This window comes from Dyella dinghuensis (assembly GCF_003977615.1).
In the GTDB taxonomy this organism is placed as follows: Bacteria; Pseudomonadota; Gammaproteobacteria; order Xanthomonadales; family Rhodanobacteraceae; genus Dyella_B; species Dyella_B dinghuensis.
In genome coordinates this window covers 568,338-589,183 of the sequence record NZ_RYZR01000005.1, presented here as the reverse complement: position 1 = coordinate 589,183, position 20,846 = coordinate 568,338, and the positions used below count along the sequence as shown (strand labels likewise).

Sequence of the window (20,846 nt, the reverse complement as noted above, 5' to 3'; positions counted from 1 at the left end):
AGATCGGGGCGCTCTGGTTACAGTCGGGGACTTAACTGTTAACGCCCCGCCTGGCGGGCCCGACACCCTGGGGAGCCTTCATGCCTCGTCTTCGTTCTATCGTAATCGCCATGTCGATCAGTCTTGCCGCCTGCTCACAGGCCCCCAACAACGGCGCCGCGCCCGCATCGTCCGCCAGCACACCGGCCGCCAGCTCCACGACAGCTTCGGCCCAGGCCCAGGCGAGCAATCCGTTCTTCACGGCCAGCACGCTGCCGTATCAGGCGCCGCCGTTCGACAAGATCAAAGACACCGACTATCAGCCTGCCATCGAAGAAGGCATGAAGCAGCAGATGGCGGAAGTGGACAAGATCGCCAACAACCCCGATGCGCCGACATTCGACAACACCTATGTCGCACTCGAGAAGTCCGGCGAACTGCTCAACCGCGTGATGATGGTGTTCAACGGCGTCACCGCTGCCAACACCGACGACGCCCTGCAGAAAGTGCAGGAAGACGAAGCGCCGAAACTCGCCGCGCATCAAGACGCCATCACGCTGAACGACAAACTGTTCCAGCGCATCCAGGCTGTGTACGACCAGCGCGATTCGCTCAAGCTCGATCCGGAATCGATGCGCCTGATCGAAGTCGTGCATCGCAACTTCGTCATGGGCGGTGCCAAGCTTTCCGACGCCGACAAGGCCAAGCTGAAAGACTTGAACAAGGAAGAGTCCACGCTTCAAGCGCAGTACAACAACAAGCTGCTCGCCGCTGCAAAAGATGGTGCGCTGGTTGTCGACGACAAGAGCAAACTCGCCGGTCTTTCCGACGAAGACATCAATGCAGCCGCGCAAGCCGCGAAAGATCGCAAGCTCGATGGCAAGTGGGTGCTGACGCTGCAGAACACCACGCAGCAGCCGCTGCTGCAGGATCTGACCGACCGCCCGACGCGTCAGGCGCTGTTTGAAGCGTCGTGGAATCGCGCCGAAAAAGGCAATGCCAACGACACGCGCGACATCATCGAGCGTCTCGCCCAGCTGCGCGCGCAGAAAGCCCAGCTCCTCGGCTTCCCGAATTACGCCGCGTGGACGCTGGAAGATCAGATGGCGGAAACGCCCGACAACGTCATGAACTTCATGGCCAAGCTGGCACCCGCAGCGGTCGCACGGGCCAAGGTCGAAGCTGCCGATATCCAGAAGCAGATCGACAAGGATCAGGCTGCGCTGCACCAGCCCACCTTCAAGCTTGAACCGTGGGATTGGGAGCACTACGCCGAAGAAGTTCGCAAGGCGAAATACGATCTCGACGATTCGCAGATCAAGCCGTACTTCGAACTCAACAACGTGCTGCAGAACGGCGTGTTCTACGCCGCCAACCAGCTCTACGGCCTGACCTTCAAGGAACGCAAGGACATCCCGGTCTACAACCCCGATGTGCGCGTGTTCGAAGTGTTCGACAAGGACGGCAAGTCGCTGGCCCTGTTCTACTGCGACTACTTCAAGCGCGACACCAAGAACGGTGGCGCGTGGATGGACAACTTCGTTGGCCAGTCCAAGCTGCTCGGCACCAAGCCGGTCATCTACAACGTGGCCAATTTCACCAAGCCCGCCGACGGTCAGCCCGCGCTGTTGTCGATGGATGACGTGATCACCATGTTCCACGAATTCGGCCACGGCCTGCACGGCCTGTTTGCCGATGAGCAGTACCCGACGCTCTCCGGCACGCAAACCGCACGCGACTTCGTCGAGTTCCCGTCGCAGTTCAACGAACACTGGGCGACCGACCCGAAGGTGTTCGCCAACTACGCGAAGAACTACAAAGACAACTCGCCGATGCCGCAGCCGCTCGTCGATAAGATGAAGAAGGCCGGCCTGTTCAACAAGGGCTACGACATGACCGAGCTTGTCGCTGCTGCGTTGCTCGACATGAACTGGCACATGATCACCGCCGATCAGCCCAAGCAGGATGCCGACGCGTTCGAAACCGCTGCACTGAAGAAAGACGGCGTCGATCTTTCCTACGTGCCGCCGCGCTACCGCTCCAGTTACTTTCTGCACATCTGGAGCAATGGCTACTCGGCCGGTTACTACGCCTACCTGTGGACGCAGATGCTGGCTGACGATGCCTTCGAAGGCTTCAAGCAACACGGCGGCCTGACGCGCGACAACGGCGATCGCTTCCGCGCCCAGATTCTTTCACGCGGCAACACCGTCGAACTGTCCAAGCTCTACAAGGACTGGCGCGGCCAGGATCCAAGCATCGAGCCGATGTTGATCGATCGCGGTTTGAAGCAGGATCAGACGAAGTAAGTTTTTCCAGCGCTAAGTAACGAAAAAAGGGCCGGCATTTTGCCGGTCCTTTTTTATGCTCAACGAGCACGCATTGGAAATCTCCGCCGTTGACGAAAGCTCAAGGTGATGAGCTGGCGGCAGCTGCGTGACCACGCGTCAGGTTGCGTTGAATGAATGCGTGAACGTCGGACTTGGTCACATAACCCTTATGGTCCGCGTCGATGGCATCGAAATGGTTGGCGATCATCGGGGTAGATCCCGATTGCGCTTCTTCCCGAGTGAGCTTGCCGTCGTGATTCTTGTCAGCAACGTCAAAATTCTTGTCGATCTCCCGTACGTTCCTGGCTATTTGCGTGACGCCAGTCTGGGCGATCGATGGCATGGGTAATGCACTGATACAAAACGCAGTGAGGATAACGGTTGCGAAGCGACGCATGCTGCCCTCCATTGAATTAGCACTGGAACGAAGACACCGGAATGACCGGGAGCGGACCTGCTGAACGGGGCAGTTCGCACTCTACACCACGCGCCGTGCAAGTCGAAATGTGTGCGCTTCAATCAAGTAAACATCGCGAATGGCGCTACGCAACAATCGAGACTCTGCGATAACGATCACTCGCGCTTAACTTACCGAGTTCAGCTCAGGAGCGTCCCTTCCGCATGTGAGGAGATATGGCTCGCTTCAGCGCGTTGTCTGGCCGATCTCCACTCAATCATTGCTATTTTCCCGCCTGATTGAGGAGTCGGCGCTGCACCAATAGAACCCTGTGCGACGACAGGACCTGTCGGTTGTCCGGTTGGCGAACCACCCAACGGTTCAACCGACACGGCCAACGATGCGGTGGGCCCCAGTTGTGCCAGCAGCGTTGAATTCAATGGCAAGACATTCGTCGCATCCGGAGTGAAAACGCCCACGGAAATAGGCTTTCCACCGGCGGGAATCAGCCACAATTGCGTGCTGCGATCTTTCGCATAGGCGACGGGTGTCGCCGGCACAACGATCATTTCCTTGCGCGATAGATCCATCGTGGCGGTCCATCCCGCGACGCCATTGGTTTGCTTGATGCTCGACACCATCAACGTCACGGCGGGTGCTTCATGCACGGTGGGCGTCACGGTTCTCAGCATGACGACGATGCATGCGACGGCAACGACGGACGCACCCATGCCGATCCACTGCCACAAGCGAAGGTTTTCGAGCAAGGAGCGGCGTGGTGCAGGTGTCGCTTCGCGTGGGTTGTCCAAATGCAAAGCTTGAAGGATACGAGCCCACACATATGCCGGTGGTGTCACTTCGGGAAGTGTCTGAGCCAGCGGCATCAAATGTCGTTGCCAGCGAGCCACCGCAGTCGCGGCCTCGTCGTTTTCGATGACCTCGCGCGCAACCGCGGCGCGAGTATCTGCATCGAGAACGCCGAGCACATATTCGGCGTACCGGAGATTGTTGCGATCGTCTTCAAAGGGCGTATTCATGTTTCAAGACACGCGCGAAGTTGCAGCAATCCACGACGAATCCAGCTCTTCATGGTGCCGAGTGGAACCTTGGCGCGTTCCGCCAATTCGTTATACGTGTTGCCGCTGAAAAAGGCCTCGCGTATGGAGCGGCGCTGCTGCGCGTCCAGCTGCTTCAGGCACTCCTCCAGCCGGCGATACTCCTGCGTGCTTTCCGCTTTCGATGCAGGCGTCGGATCGTCATCGGCGACACTGTCGATCGCAAAGTCATGATCGAGCGTCGCGTTCTGATGCTGACGAAGACGGTCGATGGCCTTGTTACGCACCAGTGCAATCAGCCACGTCATGGCGCCCGCGCGTGCGGGATCGAAACTGCTGCCGCGCTGCCAGACGGTCACATACGCTTCCTGCAAAACCTCTTCAGCCTCCCGCCGGTCGGAAAGCATGCGTGCACAGACACCGAAGAGGCGCGGGGAAGTCCGACGATAAAGTTCGGCGAACGCATCACGATCACTCTGGCCTGTGCGTTGCAGCAGGCGCTCGAGATTTTCCTGATCGGCACGGGTAACGCTCATAGGCAGGCGGTCCTGAAGAGTGGGAAGGCTTGCGAAAGCAGGGCGTGCAGCGGAGGCGAGCGATCTATAACACGAAGTGACACCCAGGCGGAGCCACTGTACGTGCTGAGATCGTTGACGGAATGTCAAAGCTAAGGCGTCGGCTCGGGCCATTGCTGTGGCACCTCCCGCAGTTTGCTCGTGTCGTAGCCAAGCGAGGCTACTTTCTGGACCAGTTGCGCGTACTCTTGCGGCGCAAGTGTGGGCGAGCGCGCCATGATCCACACGTAATCGCGCTTGCTGCGCCCGACAATCACCGTCCGATAGCTGCTGTCCAGGTAGGCGATGACATATTCCGCCTGGATCGGCCAGACGAATTGCTCGCCCCAGACAGCCTGACCGGTGCCGGGCTGCACCGTGCCGACGGGATGCATGGTTTTTACCGGAGCCCCGAAACTGCCGTTGCGATAACGAAAGGTCGTCTGGATCTTTCCGTCCGGACGCATGGCATACGATTCCACGGCGTTATAAGCATGACGTTCCGGAAAGCTTGGGATCGTCGCGATCACATACCAAGCGCCCATATAGCGCGGCAGATCGACCTGGGCGACGTGCGGCATCGGCGCATTCGTACTGCAGCCCAGTAGTGGCATTGTCACAAGCGCTAGAGTGATCAGCGTGATTCGTGAGGTGCGCATGATGTCAGTCCGGGCGCGCAAAACGGTAATGGGCGACGAGCCATTGTTGGCCATGGTCATAGCCAAACAACTCCGCACATGCCATCCAGAACATGCGCCAACGCTGGAACCAAAGCGACGCCTGCTGGGTGCCGTAAGCACGCGTCAGCGCGCGCATCACTTCCGCCTCATGCCTGTCCTGATTCGCGAGCCAGTCGTTCGCAGTTCGTTGATAGTGTGTGCCATCGACCTTCCAGCGTTCCTCGAGAAAGAGATCGCGCTGAAACCAAAGCAGCGTGTCGACGGATGGCATAAGACCACCCGTGAAGAAGTGACGTCCCATCCAGTTGTCGCCGCCTTCGGTCTCAAACGGGTACATCAGCGTTTGATGCGCAAATATGTGCAGGAACAACTTCCCTGACGGACGAAGCCAGCCTGCGATGCGAGCGAGCAGTGTCTCGTAATTGCGCATGTGTTCGAACATCTCGATCGAGACACAGCGATCGAAAGCCTCCGCATCCAGTGCCAGTGCATTGACATCGCTGGTGATGATGCGAACGTTGTAAATGCCACGCTCGCCGCACGCCTTCTGGATGTGGATGCGTTGCGAGTTCGAGTTGGATACGGCAGTAATGCGCGAATTCGGAAAACGTTCGGCCATCCATAACGTCAATGAACCCCATCCGCAGCCGAGCTCAAGAATATCCTGCCCATCTGCAAGCTGCGCGCGTTCACCGTACAGCGCAAGCATGGCTTCTTCTGCCTGCGCCAATGTTTCCTCGCCGGTAGGGTAGTAACACGACGAATACTTCATTCGCGGTCCGAGGCATTGCTGGAAGAACGCTGCGGGAAGTTCGTAATGCTGCGCATTGGCGGCATCGGTGTGAATCGCGACTGGGCTGCAGCGCAACGCTTCGATTCGCTGCTGATAAAGCGCCGCCTCCTTGTTCGCGCCGCCTTGACGCTCCTCGCGAAGCCGCTGTGCGCAGAGTTGCCGAATGCCCATGCGTATCAATACATCCGGAACCAGCCGGCGTTCGGCCAGTCCGAGCAGGCCAGCTGCTGCTCGATCGGAAGCCAATGCATTCGTTGCCACGGCGGCGGTACTCATGTGAGCCCCTTGTCTGATGTTGTGGACTTCGGAAACCACGGGATCAGCATGGACGTTGTGCGCTGATACTCGCGATAGTCGTCGCCGCGATGGCGGACGGCTTGCGCTTCGGTAAACGTGATGCCGCTAATCCAGCGCAAGAAGATGTACATCACGATCGGGCCCGACCAGGCCAGCCACGCCAGTGACGATCCCCACGCTAGTGCGACATAGGCAAACCAGTGCAGCCACTCAAAGAAGTAATTGGGATGGCGTGAGTAACGCCACAACCCCTCACGGCACGTTTTGCCGCTGTGAGCCGGGTTTTGTCGGAAGCGTGTGAGCTGCCGATCAGCCACCGTTTCGCCCAGGATGGCGATTGCCCAGATAACTGCTCCTACGAATAGAGCGGGGGTAATTTGAGAAGTCGGGTTGCGCGCGACCGCTGCGAACGGCAACGAAAAGAGCACAACAAGCGCGGCTTGAAACTGGAAGAACAGAAAGAACTTTGTCTGATTGCCGCGCCAGTGCCTGCGCAGTTGCCGGTAACGTCCGTCTTCATGCTCGTGGCTGACACGTCGCCACAAGTGCAACGCCAGACGCGCCGCCCATGCCGCGCCGAACACGGCGCCCAGTGATCGCGGCAACGCTGCACCATCGCTCATCAGTGCCATCAGCACGGCACCGAGCCCAACGCCAATCGACCAAAGTACGTCGACGATGCCTGCGTTCGAACGTCTTTTCTGCCAACGCCAACCAAGCGTCATGATGATGACCATGACGATCAGGAGCAGTAGGCATTGCATCCCTATGCTCATGATTTCGTGGTCCGTATCAGTGCAGGTTTCAATCGATAGAGCGATGTCCAGCGACGGGCGAGAAACGCCAGCAAAGGCATCGCCACGGCCCAGCTGCACGCGATCCACGTCAGCCCGCGCCAGGAGGGCTGCTGAAAGACCACCGACCCCCAACCTCGCTGCGCGCCCAGGTAAGCAAGCGGTGCACCGATGGCGCCGAGCAGCCATGCAAGCCAGAGACGTTCGCGCAAATACGCGAGACTGCGATTAAGCGTCGTGGAGAAAGACGCCCAAATAGCCAGGATCCAGAGCGGTGCACCACCCGGTGGAATAGCTGGGGCGGATGCTGCATAGGTTGCCCAACTCGTTCGAGCGAGAACGCCTTCAATGACGATACCGAGCGTGACGGCGCAAATAAGCAACCGCCATTCTGCGTAGGGATAATCGGCCCTAAGAATTTGCCATAGAACGAAAAGCGCTCCGACGGTGACGCCGGGCCACGTCTTCCCATGCGCTGCGCCGATCACTGCCGTGAACCAGACGACTTGATAGCCGATGAGATTGCCCCAGAAATTCATAGATGCGTGGCCTCCGTCGCATCCGTCCAGCGTGTGGCACGGGGTTGAGCCTTGGGGCGCGCGAATAACAAATGCGATACGCCAATCGATCGCTCCAGAAATCCGCCCTCGCAATAGGCCAGATAAAATTCCCAGAGACGGATAAAGCGCTCGTCGAAATGCTGCGCTCTGACTTGCGGCAACGCGCCCATGAAGCGCTGACGCCACGCATGCAAGGTGCGAGCGTAGGACTGGCCAAAATCCTCAAGATGCACGAGTGCCATGTCGCTGACTTCGGACTTGGCGGAAAGCATGGCGTTGATGGAAGGAATAAAGCTGCCGGGAAAAACATGTCGCTTGATGAAGTCGACCGAACGAAGTGCTTGCGTATAGCGGTGATCTTCGATGGTGATGGCTTGAACGAGCGCGGTGCCATCGGGCTTCAATAACTGCGTCAGTTTTGAAAAATACGCAGGAAGATATTCGGCGCCAATGGCTTCGACCATCTCGATGGACACAAGACGATCGTATTGACCTTCCAGATCGCGATAGTCCTGCACGAGCAAGGTTATCGAATCGCCCAAGCCCTGTTCGTCCACACGCCGCTTGGCGAGCGTATATTGTTCGCGCGATATCGTTGTCGTTGTAACGTGGCAGCCGTAGTACTTGGCGGCATGGATCGCAAATCCACCCCAGCCCGTGCCAATCTCCACGACGCGAAGGCCGGGACGCAGGTCGAGCTTCTGGCAGATGACATCCAGTTTTCGTGTTGACGCTCGTTCAAGCGTGTCACTGTCGTCGGACCACAATGCCGACGAATACATCATGTCGGACGACAAGAAGGTGCTGAAAAAATCGTTGCCGAGATCGTAGTGTTCGGCAATGTTACGACGGCTTCCTTCGCGCGTATTTCGACGCAATGCATGCCACAACTTCAATATGGCTCCGCCGATGCGTGCGGCACCACTCTCCATGCCATCGAGCAAGTCCCGGTTGCGAACGAGCAATTGCACAAGTCCGACGAGATTGTCGCAATGCCAGTCGCCGTCGCCATAGGCGTCACCTGCGCCGACGCTTCCTTGCATGGCGACCGCGCGATAAAACGCAGGGTCGCGCACGGTAACGTTGACGATCAACGACGCGTCATCTGATGACGCATCGCCAAGCTCAACGCTCCCCCATCTATCGTGGACGATAAGCTGTCCGTGACGTAGGCCACGCAAGCGTTCGATCAAACGGTTGCGAAGAAAGCGATCGAAGGCCGATGCATCACGCCTTGTCGTGCGAGGGGTCGCCTGAGAGACGAGCTCGTTCATAAGGTATCCCGTAGCCGAGGGGCGGCAGTGGCATGAGCGGATCGAGCAGGATGATCGTGAACCGGATTGCGCTTGAGCCACAGACGCAGGGCCTGCCAATGGATGGCGGTAACCACTTGCACCGTCATCAGCGGGTAGCGCCACAGCACGCGCGCAAGTGACCGCCCATTGATGGGCTGGCGTGCCAGTGACAGCGTGGCATCGAAATCCAGTCGTTCGGCTTCCAATACCTTCATGTGGACGAGCAGATCGTGGGCGGGCGCCGTGAACCGCCAGTGGTACCTTCGATCCATCGGCATGAAGGGCGAGACGTGGAACGACTTCGCGATGTCCCAGTGAAATGCGCGGCCATGCGTTTGGGCGTCATTGACCGAGAGCGCATACGCATGACGTTCGCGCCACGGTGTATTGGTGATCTCGGCAACGACGCAATCAAGCGTGCTTCCGTCGGGTTCAAAGCAGTAATAAAACGTAACGGGATTAAAGATATGTCCCGCATAGCGAAGGTGCGTAAGCATGCGGATCGGGCCAGCGATGGTTCGCCCGGTCTGTTCGCGAACTCGTTGACGCACTGCTTCCGCCAGCGGTATGTCGGATGGGCCGAGATAGTCCGCGCGGCGCCATTCGACGAAGTTCCTGCGGTTTACCGACCAGAACAACCGTCGATCGAACACGCGGTCCACTTCATCCAGATCCAGATACAGCTGCGCCATGCGATAGGAAAACGCATGTGCACGCGGCGCGTAGCGGCGATGCGTCACGGTTCCTTCGTAGATGGCGCTGGACCAGGATGAGTCGCCCATCACGCAATCATCCTCGTCGAGAAGGATGTAAATTCCGTGCCGATTTGTTCCAACGCATCGGCGACCTCGACGGCACTACGCATGCCGTCTTCATGAAAGCCCCACCCCCAATAAGCGCCGGCGTACCAGGTGCGTCGATGACCCTGGATTTCACTCTTGCGCTTTTGCGCAGCCACTGACGCACTGTCGTAAACCGGGTGGTGGTAAGACATGCGCCGCAGAACGCGGGCGGGATCAATGGCATCGGTGCGATTGAGTGTCACGATAAACGGCTCGGGCGACACGACACCTTGCAGCTTGTTCATGCAATAGCTGACCGTGCAATCGTCCCCTGGATCTTTAGGGATATAGGCATTCCACGCTGCCCACGCTTTGCGATTTCGCGGGAGCAAGGACGCGTCGGTGTGCAATACCGTGTCGTTTGCCTGATAGCGGATAGCGCTGAGTACTTCGTGCTCGGACTCGCTGGCGTCGTGCAGAAGTGCCAGTGCCTGATCGCTGTGGCATGCCATCACGACATGATCGAAGTCCTCGGTTCCATGCAGCGTCGTCACCTCCACGCCGTGGCGAAGGCGTTTCACGGAAAGCACCGGCTGCTTCAATCGGACCCTGACGCACCACTGCTTCATCATCGCGCCGATATAGGTCGATGAACCGCCTTGCACCACGCGCCATTCCGGGCGGCCCGACACCTGCAGCATCTGGTGATTGGCCATGAACTGCACGAGATAGCGCGCAGGAAACGAAAGAATCTGGTGCGCGGGTGACGACCACAATGCCGAAGCCATCGGAACAAGATGATCGTGCTTGAATGCGTCGCCATAGCGATGCTCGTCGAGATACTCGCCGAGTGTCGGGTTTGAATGGCTTTCTGAGAGCAGGGCGGGTGCTTCGCGGTAGAAGCGCATCAAGTCACGCACCATGCCGATAAACCGCGGAGACAACAGATTGCGCCGTTGACAGAACAGCGCATCGAGATCGCTGGCGTTGTATTCCAGTCCGCTTGCTGCGTTTTGCACCGAGAAGCTCATCGTCGTCGGCTTGCCGGTGACGTGAAGCTCTTCGAAAAGCTTCGTCAACAGCGGATAGTGAGCTGGGTTGTAGACGATGAAGCCGGTGTCGATGTCATACGACTGGCCGTTCTGCTGCACGGCATGCGTGTGCGTGTGGCCGCCCAGATAGTCATTGGCTTCATAGAGCGTGACATCGTGATTGCGCGACAGCAGGTAAGCCGAGGCGAGACCTGAAATACCTGAGCCGACGATAGCGATACGCATCACGAATGCCTCGCCTTGTCGACGACCCAGGCGGGGACCGGTTTCAAATCCCACACGAGACCGCATGCCTGGAGCAGTTTCAGCCCATACCAGGTGATATCGATTTCCCACCAGCGAAACCCCTGGCGCGCGGAACCGGGATAGAAATGATGGTTGTTGTGCCAGCCTTCGCCGAACGTGATCAATGCGAGCCAAACGTTGTTGCGGCTATCGTCGCCGGTCGGGTAACGACGGTGGCCAAAGCGATGGGCGAGGGAGTTGATCGTGACCGTTGCATGGAATAGCACCACGGTCGAAACGAAGAATCCCCAAACGAGCATCTGTCCGCCGGTCGTTCCCAGTGACGGGGCAACGTGATGCAGTAGGGCGCCAAGCGCGTAAAGCACTACGGCGAGTGCGACGGGTATGGCGGTGTCGTATCGGTCCAGCCAGCGCAGTTCCGGGTAATCACGAAGATCGGGAATGCGCGACATGTCCGTGCGAAAGGCATTCGGCGTGAGAAACCAACCCATGTGGCTCCACAAAAAGCCGGTGACAGACGGCGAGTGCGGATCAAGTTCGGTATCGGCATGGCGATGGTGATGGCGGTGATGCGCCGCCCACCACAGCGGGCCGCGTTGTACGCACGCGGCACCAATCAGCGCGAAGAAAAACTGCACGGGACGCGACGTACGAAAGGTCCGGTGAGAAAAATAACGGTGATAAAAGCCCGTCAACGCAAACATGCGGATCGCATACAAGGCCGTGGCAATGATCAATGCAACCGGAGACACCCCGACCCAGAACACGGCGACGCAGGCCACATGCAGTGCAATGAATGGCACGGCGCGTAACCAGTCGAGCCGGTTGGCGCGCTCGTCGGCAGCGTCGATTTGAATTTGCGTATCAAACCATCCGCGCAACGCTGCCACGGCGCCGAGTGTCCGTTGTTCGATTGCCAAGCTTTTGTCGTTCCTGACGTCGGTCTCGCGCGTGGGCATGAGCGTGCCTGCAAAGGGGTTATTGAGATATACGGAGGAACCCGGCCTACGGATGCAGCGGGGGCGCTTTACGCAGCGCAGTGCGTGACGAGCGGGAGGCTCGCGGCCTTCTGGATGTCTGTCGCACTCGGGGCCGCCATCTCGGCTGCGCGTGGGAAGTCGATGATTACGCGCTGGTTTTTGCCCGCTGCATTGCGAATGTTGCTGATTCCGTCGAAGCGCAGCAGTCGCTGGTCGGTTGTGCCGTAGGTCAGATCGATCGAGGGCGCGGCAAAGCCGTACCAGGCATTCATGCTCAGCCGAAAATGGCGGACGGGTTCACCATTGGCTGTGCCGGCGTCCGCGTCGGTGAGTCGCAGATCGACATAGCCGAGCCGGCTCGGCACGACAAAAGCGACAGGTGCCTGCTGATTGGCCCGCAATACATCCCAATGCTGACGCACATACGTGTCAAAACCCGCATCGATGACTTCGTTCGGACGATCCGGCAAAGGTTCGACGTGAACGGACGCGTGGGCGTCTGCCTGGGTATAGACCATGCGAGCGCCTGGTTTGCCCAAAACACCTTCGCGGTAGCCGCTGCGTGCATCGATCAGATCGAAATTCGGTGCTTCGGCACCGGCAACGTCGTGCACCCATTTACGCGCGAACGGTTCACCGGAAGGGCAGCGATAGAGGACCAGACGAGTGCGTTCGCCGTGGTCGTCAAAAACGAAATGTTCTTCCTTGTACAGAACGTCATGGCTGTCATTCGCATGGGCGGTGCCCACGTAATGCCTGTCTGACGCAACGGTTTGCGGCGTTATACCTGCCGTGACAAGCAAAAGAAATCCGCGGGTGACGATGGATCCGTGTTGGTCTTTTGCCATGAAGTCCGTCTGCCGTGATGGGCACATAAGAACCCATACGACGGAAGACAGACCTTGGATGCATCCACCCGATAAACGGATCAGTTGAGCAGGTAGTCCTGATCCTGGCTGCGAATACGTCCGGGGCAAACACCGCTGACGCGTTTGAACAGGCGCCGGAAGGCGGCTTCGCTGCTGTAGCCGAGTTGTTCGGCGATCGAGGCTACGGACAGCTGCCGGTCGCGCAGTAAGCGCTCAGCCATGCTGACGCGCCATTGCGTGACGTACTGCATCGGCGGAATTTTCATCAATTGCGCAAAGCGCTCGGCGAATGCGGAACGCGACATGCAGGCAAGCGATGCCATGCATTGCATCGTCCACGCGTGGCCGGGATTTTCATGCACAGCGCGCAGCACTTTGCAGATGCGTGTGTCGGCGAGCGCGGCGAACAGTCCGCGATGATCGGTCTGACGCTGGGCAAAATCGCAGATGGCCAACGTAAAGAGTGTGTCGGCAAGTTTGTTCAAAAGCATCTGGCGGCCCGCCAATCCCGAGTTGGCGACGTCGACCATCATGGTCGACAGACTCCGAAACACGTTGTCGGCATGTGCGGCACGCACTACGAAACAAGCGGGCAATGCGTGGCTCAGTGGATGCATGGTGTTGCTGGAGAAATGCAATTCGCCACAGATCAGGCTGGTGGCTGATGCCGAGTCATCCGATACGGAGCTCAAGCGGTGCGGATCGCCATGTGGGAACACCACCAGATCGCCCGCCTGAAGTTGTAGCGCTTCCGTCAGGGCTGGGCTTTCTACCTGGCACTCGCCGGTGCCGACAAGATGGAAGAGTCCGCAGTCGTAACGCGGTTCGTCCATGAACCAGGAGCCGCAATAGTGCAGCTCCGCCACGATGTCCACGCGTAGCATCGATTGACTAAGCAGCGATTCCAGTGCCGGTTCGACGGGCAATGGGCGTGGGCTATTGCCAAGCGCGGGGGTGTGCTCGATGTACATGGGCAACGCTTCCGTGGCGGGGTCTCTAAGACTTACTTCGCCGGAAGTGCGGGCCGGTTACACGGGGTGCCCCGGAATGGGTCAGTCCGTTGTCCAGCCTTGGATCAGCCCCGTCTCCAGCCACCTTTGCAGCAGTTGGACCATGCGTGACATGGCGGTTGACTCGTCGTGATGGTCGGCCAGCCGTTCGCACATCGCCGCGAACGTTTCGCCCCCGAGTGCCGCGTTCAGCACAGGCCACTCATCGCGATCCAGTGTGCGGTAGTGAATGGTTGTCTCTTTGCGCCACACGAGAATCCGGCGTGCGTGCACAAAACGGCGCAGGTGAGGGCGTTTGGCGCCACTGTCTGCAGCGCGCCGAAACGCATCGACGTTGTGTGTGACGGTGAGTACGCGCAGATGTTTCTGCATGCTCAGCCGCAGGTTGGCCCACGCATGCGCTGGTACGGCCGATAGATCGGCCATGCCCATGCTGCGTTCGTCCTCGGCATCGAACGCGGTAGAAACCGCCCAGTCGACATAGGCCATCTCGGCGAGTTGAGGTTCGTCGCACCAGGGTTGGGTTTCATCGAGAAACGATGGCAGGTCGGCACCGTACCAGCGGATGTTGTAGTGCTCCGACGGGTGCGCCTTGACGTAGGTGTCGAGCAACGCATGGAACCGCCGGCCAGCCATGCATTGCAGGCCGGTGAATTCATTCTTCAGTGCGTCGCGGAGGCGCACACGATAGCCGTGATGATAAATCGAAAGCCGATCCTCGGCGCCGGCGATGTCGTCGCTGCGAATGCTGCGGAGTTTCGCCGCGCGTTCCGCGAGCACCGCTTGCAGCATCTGCTCTTGAATGGTTTGCAGCGAGCTCATGCGGCATCCTGCAACAGCGGTTCGGCCAGCGTGCGCGCGTGGTCGAGTTCGGCCATCAATTCGAAAAGCGGCGGGAAATTGTCATCGCGCTCGATCATGGTCGACACGCGGCCGAAGCGGCGTACGGCTTCGATGTAGAGATCCCACACCGCATTCGATACCGGCGCATCGTGTGTATCGATGATGAGATGCTCGCCTTGCTCAAAACCGGCGAGATGAAATTGCTGGACGCGCGAGGCGGGAATGCCACGCAGGTAATCCAGCGATGAGAAACCGTGGTTCTGCGCACTGACGTGCACGTTGTTGACGTCCAGCAAAATCAGGCAATCGGCGCGTTCTGCAACTGCGGCGAGAAATTCCCACTCAGTCAGCTGCGAATCGGCGAAGCTGACGTAACTGGATACGTTTTCCAGCAGGATGCGGCGCTTGAGCGTGTCTTGCACGCGCAACACGCGGCTGACGACGTGATCGAGTGCTTCTTCGGTGTATGGCAGCGGCATGAGGTCATGCAGATTGATGCCTTGCACGCCGGTCCAGCAAAGATGGTCGGACACCCATGCGGGCTCGACGCGCTTTGCCAATGCAGCGAGCCGCGCTAGGTAATCTTCATCCAGGGGATCGGTGCTGCCAATGGATAGCGACACGCCGTGCATGACCAACGGAAAACGTTCGCGAAAGCGGTCAAGCCATACGAGCGGCAGACCGCCATCCACCATGTAATTTTCCGAAACGACTTCCAGCCACTCGACGTTCCCCGGATTGGCCAGCAGCGCTTCGTAATGATCCACGCGCAGGCCCAGTCCGTAACCAAGGTAGGGCAGTGGCTGAGACGATGTGGCGGGTGTCATGGCAATCGTTTTGTCGGAGAGGTAGGCGGGGCTCGCGTGGCTGACGAGCCCCGCCGGGTCGATCACTTCTTCACAGCAGCCTGTGCTGCGGTGCAATCAGCCTGCGACTTCTGCATCGTGAAGCCCTGGCCCTTGCACGAGTTCTGACCCTTGCAGGAGTTCGACGCCTGCTTGCATGCGCCCTGGCCCTTACACGACGACGAGTTGACGCACTTGACCATGGCCTGATCGCCCGCGGGCGCACCGACCGGTGCGGCGTTGACCGCTGCGGCGGCGAACAGACCGGCCACCATCACGGCCATAGCGCTGGCGTTGACTGTCTTGATCTTCATAGTTGGCTCCGTTGAGAAGTTTTGTTCGCCGCAGTGCGGCAAAAATGGGGAGTTGTCTCGGCCGCTGCGCGTAAAGGCTGCGAAGTGGTCTCGACAGTGTCAATTGTCTTGAAGCGGGCAGCCTACGACTGCCTCCGTCCATCCCTCTTTTATGCCCGATCGTCCAGTCTGCATCGAGTGCCACCATCGCTGGACCCAGGGCTAGAAAGCCTGGACGCCGGAACATGGCACGCACCTGCGGGCGGACGCATCATGCGCTTACTTCATTTAAGGAAACATGACGATGCAGACGTTTATCGCGACGAAAGCTTCATGGGCACTGGCTTTGCTTCATCGATGGCGCTGGCTGGGGCCGCTGGTGGTGCGACTGGTGTTCGGTTACTTCTGGCTGGAAACCGGCATCGCCAAGGTCCATAACCTGGAAGGTTTCACGCAGCGCTTTGTCGGTTGGGGCATTCCGCACCCGGCATTCAGTGCAGCGCTTTCGGCGTGGACGGAATTGGTAGGCGGACTCTTGCTGATGCTGGGCTTGTTCACACGGCTGGTGACCGTTCCCATGATCATCAACATGATTGTCGCGGTGACACTTGTCGTGTCGAGCAATCTGATGGGGCTGGACGATTACGTCGAAGCCGACGAAGTGGTGTACTCGTTGATCTTCTTCTGGTTCCTGATGGCAGGACCGGGCAAGGCAAGTCTCGATACGTTGCTGGCGCGCTGGCTGCGCATCCGTACGTTCGATTGATCAGTGCACGATGAACGAAAGCAGCAGCTTGATGGCGATGGTCCACATCACCAGTGCAATCAGCACATCAAGCACGCGCCACGCCATCGGTTTGCGAAACAGTGGCGCGAGCAATCGCGCACCGTAAGCGAGCGAGAAGAACCAGATAAACGAAGATGTTGCGGCGCCGACGGCAAACAACGTGCGTGGCCATGGCGATGGCCACGCCGAGGCAAGACTGCCAATCAGCAGGACCGTGTCGAGATAGACGTGCGGATTGAGCCAGGTGAATCCCGCGCAGGCAGCAAGCACTTTCCACACGCTGGCGGATGCGCTGTGCGTATCGGCGGTGAGTACCTTGGGATGCATGGCGCGTCGAAATGCCTGCGCGCCGTACCACATCAGTACGAGCGCGCCGATGCACGCAATCAGCGCGAGCAAACGCGGATGCTGACCCACTGCGATGCCGAGGCCGCCGACACCTGCGGCAATCAGCACCGCATCCGATAGCGCGCAGAACAGCGCGACTGGAAAACGATGGATTTGCAACAAGCCCTGGCGCAGAACGAATGCGTTCTGCGCACCAATGGCAACGATCAGCGACGCACCAAGCAGCAGCCCTGCCAGAAACGGCGCATGGGCTGAACTAGCCGCGATCAATACGCGAATTCCTTGAACACCGGATCGACGCTGCCGTTCCATTCGCCATGGAACAACTCAAGCTTGCGTTCCGCGGGCGTCTGGTTGGCCTCGACAATCTCGATCAGCGGCTCAAGGAAGATGCTTTCATCCGCGCCGTTGCGATTGAGGCGATTGCGGCGCTTGAGTCCATGTCCGGCAATTTCCAGCACTTCGCGCGCAAGATCACGCACGGTGCCGTTGCGGAACGGAAGTTTCATCGCATGCTTGGGCACGCCATCGCGCAGAGCGTGACGTTCTTCGCGGGTAAGTGTGTTCGCCAATTCCCACGCGGCATATAGCGCATCGTCGTCGTAAAGCAGACCCACCCACAGCGCCGGCAATGCACACAGGCGATTCCACGGGCCGCCATCGGCGCCGCGCATTTCCAGATATTGCTTGAGGCGAACTTCCGGGAAAGCGGTGGTGAGATGGTCCGCCCAGTCTTTCATCGTCGCGCGCGTGCCGGGCACCGCATCGAGCGTGCCGCCCATGAAGCGTTTGAAATCCTGCCCGGCCAGATCGATGTAGTGGCCGTTCTGATAGCTGAAATACATCGGCACATCGAGCATGTAATCGACGTAGCGTTCGTAGCTGAAGCCGTCGTCGAAGACGAAATCGAGCATGCCGGTGCGGTTCGGATCGGTATCCGTCCACACGTGCGAGCGATACGACTGATAACCGTTGGGCTTGCCTTCGGTGAACGGCGAATCGGCGAACAACGCCGTGGCAATCGGTTGCAGCGCGAGGCTGGTGCGGAATTTGCGCACCATGTCCGCTTCGCTGGAGAAATCGAGATTCACCTGCACGGTGCAGGTGCGCGTCATCATGTCCAGGCCGAGCGAGCCGACCTTGGGCATGTATTCGCGCATGATCTTGTAGCGGCCCTTGGGCATCCACGGCATATCACTGCGCGCCCACTTCGGCTGGAAACCCATGCCGAGGAAGCCAAGGCCCAGTTCATCTGCCACGGAACGCACTTCTTCCAGATGGCTGTTCACTTCGCAACAGGTCTGGTGGATGGTTTCCAGCGGTGCGCCGGAAAGCTCCAGCTGGCCGGCCGGCTCTAGCGTGATGTTGGCTTTGTCGCGGATCAGCGCAACCGGCGTTTCGCCCTCGCGCGCGATCTCCCAGCCGTAGCGCGAGGCAATGCCTTCGAGCAGCGCCCTGATGCCGCGATCGCCTTCGAACGTCGGCGGGCGGAGGTCGTCGTTGCGGAAGCCGAATTTCTCGTGCTCGGTGCCGATTCGCCACGCTTCGCGCGGCTTTTCACCGGCGGCGAGGTAATCGATCAACTGCTGACGGCCGTGGATGGGGGTGCTTTTGACGGCACTGGGTATGGACACGGGGCGAGCCTTCGAGGGAGTAGCCACCGACTATGGAGGCGCTACGCCGTCGCAAAAAGGGGGAGAGCGAAAAAAATTGTACCTGACAGTACAGCTACAAGGATATCCACCGTACTGGCGGACGTGTCAGGCCCTGACCCTCTTGTGACGGGACTCCGTAAGATTGATACGGCGTCAGGCGGATTTGAAGATGACCTTAGCCATGGCTGGGGAATTCGATACGCATGCGCGCACCTGTCCCTTCCAGTGCATCCAGGATTTTGAAGTGCGCGCGATGGCTACGCGCGATTTCCTCGACGATGGCCAAGCCCAGGCCGCTGCTTTGGCCGTCGCTGCCGGCGGCGCGATAAAAACGTTCGCGTACGCGTTCGCGTTCGGCGTGGGCAATACCCGGGCCGCTGTCTTCGACTTCAAGATACGGCATGCCGTTCTGGCGACCGCAGCGAATGGTGATGTTGCCGCCATCGGGCGTATGACGGATGGCGTTGTCAAGCAGGTTGATCAAAAGCTCATGCAACAGCCAGTAAACGCCATGTACCTGCAGCGGTTCGCATTCGGCGCCCAGGTCGATGCCGCGCGCCAGTGCGCGATCGAGCATGGAACCGATAACGGCGCCGACCAGTGCGTCGATCTGGATCGAAACGAAATCGCTCGGACCATGCGAGGACGGTTCGGCGCGTGCGAGCGCGAGCAGCTGATTGGCGGTGTGCGCGAGACGATCCACGCTGCCTTGCAGTCGCGTGATGCGCTCTTGTTGCGCGGTATCTTGCGTTTCATCGGCAAGCACTTCCAGCTGCGCTTTCAATCCGGTCAATGGCGTACGCAACTGATGCGCTGCGTTGGTCAAAAAATGCTGTTGTGCGAGCGTTGCGTCACGCACGGTCATCAGCATGGTATTGAGCGATTCCACCAGCGGACGCACTTCACCGGGCACCGGTTCCAACATGAGCGGTTGCAGCGATTGCGGTTCCTGTTTGGCGATCTGCTCGCGCAACTTGTTGATGGGGCGCAAGGCAACGGTAATGCCGAACAGCGTCAACACCAGCACGAGCAACAACTGGATGCCATCGCTGACGCCGATGATGCTGTCCAGGCGGCGCACGACGATGTCGCGGTGGTGCACGTTTTCGCCAACCGTCACCAGCACTGGCGTATCGCCTACCGAAGTGTGGTACGTGGCGACACGCAAGTACACGTCTTTATAGGTTGCGTTTTCATAGCCGACGTTGTCGGACTCATGACCGTCCGCGATCGGCAAGCCATCGTCACCGGCAATCGTATGGCCGTCTGGAAGGCTGACGCGATAGAGAAGGGTTTCTCGTGCGCCTGGATACAGTCGCATCCAGGCCAGCGGCCGGTTGTCAGGTTCGAAGCGCAGCGATGAATCGTGCCGATCGGTGATGTCTCCGTCGGGCGGCGGCGGTGGCCCGAGGTGCGCTCCGGAAGGCGGATGCATGTGAAGGGTGCCCGGGTCCGGTCCCTCCACATACAGCGTGCCGTCGTTGCCTTGATGCACTTGTGCAGCAATGGCGATCGCCGCACGCGAAAGCGCGCGGTCGAAGGTGTCGTACATCGGCGTGACGAAGGTGCGGTGATCGGCCCAAAAGGCGAGCGACATCAACGCCGCCAACGGTAGCAGCAGATAGCCGAACAATCGGCCGCGAATACTGGGGGCGCGTTTGAGCTTCGGGCTTTCTGTCATTACTTAGGCGTCATCGAGGCGATAACCCAGTCCGCGAATGCCGCGGACCGTGGCTGCGTCGCCCAGTTTCGCGCGTAAACGCGAAACGTGCACCTCGATGGCGTTACCGGAAATTTCCTCGTCCCAACTGACGATGGCCTGGATCAGGCGCTCTTTGCTGACCACGCGGCCGCTGTGGTGCGCCAGGCACTCCAGGATCGACCATTCGCGGCGGGTGAGCTCGAGTACGCGGCCGGTATCGTCGATCGCGCGGCGACCGGCCAGATCGATGCGCAGGCGGCCGACCACCATCTCGTTGGCCGTGGCGGCGGTGGCGCGCCGGATCAGGGCGCGGCAGCGCGCGGCCAGCTCGGGCAGGGCGAAGGGTTTGACCAGATAGTCGTCGGCGCCCAGATCCAGCGCGTTGACGCGGTCGTCCAGCCCGTCGCGCGCGGTCACGATCAGCAGCGGCAGCGAACTGCCGTCGCGGCGCAAACGGCGCACAAGCGTAAAGCCGTCTTCGCCGGGAAGGCCCAGATCGACGATGGCCAGATCGTAGTGAGTCGTGTCCAGGCGCCCTTGCACGGATTCGGCATCGCCAACCGCATCGACTACATAACCGGCAGTGGCAAGGCCGCGCACGATGGCGTCGGAAACCAGGGGATCGTCTTCAACTAGCAGAATGCGCATACGACACGAAGGCTGGGAAGTCGCAAGATCGTAACAGCTAATAACGCTTTGT

Annotated in this window: 22 protein-coding genes; 2 read left to right on the top strand and 20 right to left on the bottom strand. The window is 59.4% G+C overall.

Annotated elements, in window-relative coordinates; all coding sequences use genetic code 11:
- The first annotated feature begins 80 nt into the window (after positions 1-80).
- Positions 81-2,288: a peptidyl-dipeptidase Dcp gene (gene dcp, locus EKH79_RS10225; protein ID WP_126673679.1), complete on the top strand. Its 2,208-nt coding sequence runs from the start codon at positions 81-83 to the stop codon at positions 2,286-2,288.
- A gap of 100 nt (positions 2,289-2,388) precedes the next feature.
- Here dcp and EKH79_RS10220 read toward each other — a convergent pair whose 3' ends face one another.
- From EKH79_RS10220 to bufA2, 16 genes are all read right to left on the bottom strand, one after another.
- Positions 2,389-2,706, bottom strand: coding sequence for an EF-hand domain-containing protein (locus EKH79_RS10220; protein WP_126673678.1), 318 nt, complete (start codon positions 2,704-2,706; stop codon positions 2,389-2,391).
- A gap of 200 nt (positions 2,707-2,906) precedes the next feature.
- Positions 2,907-3,743: an anti-sigma factor gene (locus EKH79_RS10215; RefSeq protein ID WP_126673677.1), complete on the bottom strand. Its 837-nt coding sequence runs from the start codon at positions 3,741-3,743 to the stop codon at positions 2,907-2,909.
- The gene (locus tag EKH79_RS10210; RefSeq protein ID WP_126673676.1) at positions 3,740-4,297 is read right to left on the bottom strand and encodes a sigma-70 family RNA polymerase sigma factor; all 558 of its coding nucleotides are present in this window, start codon (positions 4,295-4,297) and stop codon (positions 3,740-3,742) included. The genes EKH79_RS10215 and EKH79_RS10210 overlap by 4 nt, the downstream gene beginning before the upstream one ends.
- Before the next feature lie 131 nt (positions 4,298-4,428).
- Entirely contained in the window at positions 4,429-4,974 is a 546-nt protein-coding gene (locus tag EKH79_RS10205) for a lipocalin family protein (protein WP_199754222.1), read from the bottom strand.
- A 4-nt stretch (positions 4,975-4,978) separates the two neighbouring features.
- Entirely contained in the window at positions 4,979-6,064 is a 1,086-nt protein-coding gene (locus tag EKH79_RS10200; RefSeq protein WP_126673675.1) for an SAM-dependent methyltransferase, read from the bottom strand.
- Positions 6,061-6,861 carry a DUF1295 domain-containing protein gene (locus EKH79_RS10195; protein ID WP_126673674.1) on the bottom strand — a complete coding sequence of 267 codons (801 nt, stop codon included), beginning with the start codon at positions 6,859-6,861 and terminating at the stop codon, positions 6,061-6,063. The genes EKH79_RS10200 and EKH79_RS10195 overlap by 4 nt, the downstream gene beginning before the upstream one ends.
- Positions 6,858-7,418, bottom strand: coding sequence for a DUF2878 domain-containing protein (locus EKH79_RS10190; protein WP_126673673.1), 561 nt, complete (start codon positions 7,416-7,418; stop codon positions 6,858-6,860). Before EKH79_RS10190 ends, EKH79_RS10195 begins: the two co-directional genes overlap by 4 nt.
- Entirely contained in the window at positions 7,415-8,713 is a 1,299-nt protein-coding gene (locus tag EKH79_RS10185) for an SAM-dependent methyltransferase (protein WP_126673672.1), read from the bottom strand. Before EKH79_RS10185 ends, EKH79_RS10190 begins: the two co-directional genes overlap by 4 nt.
- Positions 8,710-9,516: a DUF1365 domain-containing protein gene (locus EKH79_RS10180; protein ID WP_126673671.1), complete on the bottom strand. Its 807-nt coding sequence runs from the start codon at positions 9,514-9,516 to the stop codon at positions 8,710-8,712. The genes EKH79_RS10185 and EKH79_RS10180 overlap by 4 nt, the downstream gene beginning before the upstream one ends.
- Positions 9,516-10,793: an NAD(P)/FAD-dependent oxidoreductase gene (locus EKH79_RS10175; protein WP_126673670.1), complete on the bottom strand. Its 1,278-nt coding sequence runs from the start codon at positions 10,791-10,793 to the stop codon at positions 9,516-9,518. Before EKH79_RS10175 ends, EKH79_RS10180 begins: the two co-directional genes overlap by 1 nt.
- Positions 10,793-11,695 carry an acyl-CoA desaturase gene (locus EKH79_RS10170; RefSeq protein ID WP_233590283.1) on the bottom strand — a complete coding sequence of 301 codons (903 nt, stop codon included), beginning with the start codon at positions 11,693-11,695 and terminating at the stop codon, positions 10,793-10,795. Before EKH79_RS10170 ends, EKH79_RS10175 begins: the two co-directional genes overlap by 1 nt.
- A gap of 146 nt (positions 11,696-11,841) precedes the next feature.
- The gene (locus tag EKH79_RS10165; RefSeq protein WP_126673668.1) at positions 11,842-12,642 is read right to left on the bottom strand and encodes a hypothetical protein; all 801 of its coding nucleotides are present in this window, start codon (positions 12,640-12,642) and stop codon (positions 11,842-11,844) included.
- An 80-nt stretch (positions 12,643-12,722) separates the two neighbouring features.
- Positions 12,723-13,634, bottom strand: coding sequence for an AraC family transcriptional regulator (locus EKH79_RS10160; protein ID WP_126673667.1), 912 nt, complete (start codon positions 13,632-13,634; stop codon positions 12,723-12,725).
- Between the two features lie 81 nt (positions 13,635-13,715).
- Complete coding sequence (locus EKH79_RS10155) at positions 13,716-14,495, bottom strand: HvfC/BufC N-terminal domain-containing protein (protein WP_126673666.1); 780 nt, start codon at positions 14,493-14,495, stop codon at positions 13,716-13,718.
- The gene (gene bufB / locus EKH79_RS10150) at positions 14,492-15,343 is read right to left on the bottom strand and encodes an MNIO family bufferin maturase (protein WP_126673665.1); all 852 of its coding nucleotides are present in this window, start codon (positions 15,341-15,343) and stop codon (positions 14,492-14,494) included. The genes EKH79_RS10155 and bufB overlap by 4 nt, the downstream gene beginning before the upstream one ends.
- 62 nt (positions 15,344-15,405) lie before the next feature.
- A complete protein-coding gene (gene bufA2 / locus EKH79_RS10145; protein WP_126673664.1) occupies positions 15,406-15,675 on the bottom strand; it encodes a BufA2 family periplasmic bufferin-type metallophore in 270 nt (89 codons plus the stop codon).
- Between the two features lie 283 nt (positions 15,676-15,958).
- Between bufA2 and EKH79_RS10140 the strand changes: the two genes are divergently transcribed.
- The gene (locus EKH79_RS10140; protein WP_199754221.1) at positions 15,959-16,420 is read left to right on the top strand and encodes a DoxX family protein; all 462 of its coding nucleotides are present in this window, start codon (positions 15,959-15,961) and stop codon (positions 16,418-16,420) included.
- Here EKH79_RS10140 and EKH79_RS10135 read toward each other — a convergent pair whose 3' ends face one another.
- The 4 genes from EKH79_RS10135 to EKH79_RS10120 form a co-directional block, all read right to left on the bottom strand.
- On the bottom strand, positions 16,421-17,059 hold the full coding sequence (locus EKH79_RS10135) for a LysE/ArgO family amino acid transporter (RefSeq protein WP_126673662.1): 639 nt from the start codon (positions 17,057-17,059) through the stop codon (positions 16,421-16,423).
- A complete protein-coding gene (locus tag EKH79_RS10130) occupies positions 17,056-18,423 on the bottom strand; it encodes a glutamate--cysteine ligase (RefSeq protein ID WP_126673661.1) in 1,368 nt (455 codons plus the stop codon). The genes EKH79_RS10135 and EKH79_RS10130 overlap by 4 nt, the downstream gene beginning before the upstream one ends.
- A 196-nt stretch (positions 18,424-18,619) precedes the next feature.
- Positions 18,620-20,125 (bottom strand): sensor histidine kinase, encoded by a 1,506-nt coding sequence (locus tag EKH79_RS10125; protein WP_126673660.1) that lies wholly within the window; start codon positions 20,123-20,125, stop codon positions 18,620-18,622.
- 3 nt (positions 20,126-20,128) lie between these two features.
- The gene (locus tag EKH79_RS10120; protein ID WP_115478317.1) at positions 20,129-20,794 is read right to left on the bottom strand and encodes a response regulator; all 666 of its coding nucleotides are present in this window, start codon (positions 20,792-20,794) and stop codon (positions 20,129-20,131) included.
- Between the last annotated feature and the right edge of the window lie 52 nt (positions 20,795-20,846).

Excerpts from the sequence above, each read along its gene's own strand:
- dcp (WP_126673679.1), top strand. The coding sequence starts at position 81 with ATGCCTCGTCTTCGTTCTATCGTAATCGCCATGTCGATCAGTCTTGCC.
- EKH79_RS10220 (WP_126673678.1), bottom strand. The coding sequence starts at position 2,706 with ATGCGTCGCTTCGCAACCGTTATCCTCACTGCGTTTTGTATCAGTGCA.
- EKH79_RS10215 (WP_126673677.1), bottom strand. The coding sequence starts at position 3,743 with ATGAATACGCCCTTTGAAGACGATCGCAACAATCTCCGGTACGCCGAA.
- EKH79_RS10210 (WP_126673676.1), bottom strand. The coding sequence starts at position 4,297 with ATGAGCGTTACCCGTGCCGATCAGGAAAATCTCGAGCGCCTGCTGCAA.
- EKH79_RS10205 (WP_199754222.1), bottom strand. The coding sequence starts at position 4,974 with ATGCGCACCTCACGAATCACGCTGATCACTCTAGCGCTTGTGACAATG.
- EKH79_RS10200 (WP_126673675.1), bottom strand. The coding sequence starts at position 6,064 with ATGAGTACCGCCGCCGTGGCAACGAATGCATTGGCTTCCGATCGAGCA.
- EKH79_RS10195 (WP_126673674.1), bottom strand. The coding sequence starts at position 6,861 with ATGAGCATAGGGATGCAATGCCTACTGCTCCTGATCGTCATGGTCATC.
- EKH79_RS10190 (WP_126673673.1), bottom strand. The coding sequence starts at position 7,418 with ATGAATTTCTGGGGCAATCTCATCGGCTATCAAGTCGTCTGGTTCACG.
- EKH79_RS10185 (WP_126673672.1), bottom strand. The coding sequence starts at position 8,713 with ATGAACGAGCTCGTCTCTCAGGCGACCCCTCGCACGACAAGGCGTGAT.
- EKH79_RS10180 (WP_126673671.1), bottom strand. The coding sequence starts at position 9,516 with ATGGGCGACTCATCCTGGTCCAGCGCCATCTACGAAGGAACCGTGACG.
- EKH79_RS10175 (WP_126673670.1), bottom strand. The coding sequence starts at position 10,793 with ATGCGTATCGCTATCGTCGGCTCAGGTATTTCAGGTCTCGCCTCGGCT.
- EKH79_RS10165 (WP_126673668.1), bottom strand. The coding sequence starts at position 12,642 with ATGGCAAAAGACCAACACGGATCCATCGTCACCCGCGGATTTCTTTTG.
- EKH79_RS10160 (WP_126673667.1), bottom strand. The coding sequence starts at position 13,634 with ATGTACATCGAGCACACCCCCGCGCTTGGCAATAGCCCACGCCCATTG.
- EKH79_RS10155 (WP_126673666.1), bottom strand. The coding sequence starts at position 14,495 with ATGAGCTCGCTGCAAACCATTCAAGAGCAGATGCTGCAAGCGGTGCTC.
- bufB (WP_126673665.1), bottom strand. The coding sequence starts at position 15,343 with ATGACACCCGCCACATCGTCTCAGCCACTGCCCTACCTTGGTTACGGA.
- bufA2 (WP_126673664.1), bottom strand. The coding sequence starts at position 15,675 with ATGAAGATCAAGACAGTCAACGCCAGCGCTATGGCCGTGATGGTGGCC.
- EKH79_RS10140 (WP_199754221.1), top strand. The coding sequence starts at position 15,959 with ATGCAGACGTTTATCGCGACGAAAGCTTCATGGGCACTGGCTTTGCTT.
- EKH79_RS10125 (WP_126673660.1), bottom strand. The coding sequence starts at position 20,125 with ATGACAGAAAGCCCGAAGCTCAAACGCGCCCCCAGTATTCGCGGCCGA.
- EKH79_RS10120 (WP_115478317.1), bottom strand. The coding sequence starts at position 20,794 with ATGCGCATTCTGCTAGTTGAAGACGATCCCCTGGTTTCCGACGCCATC.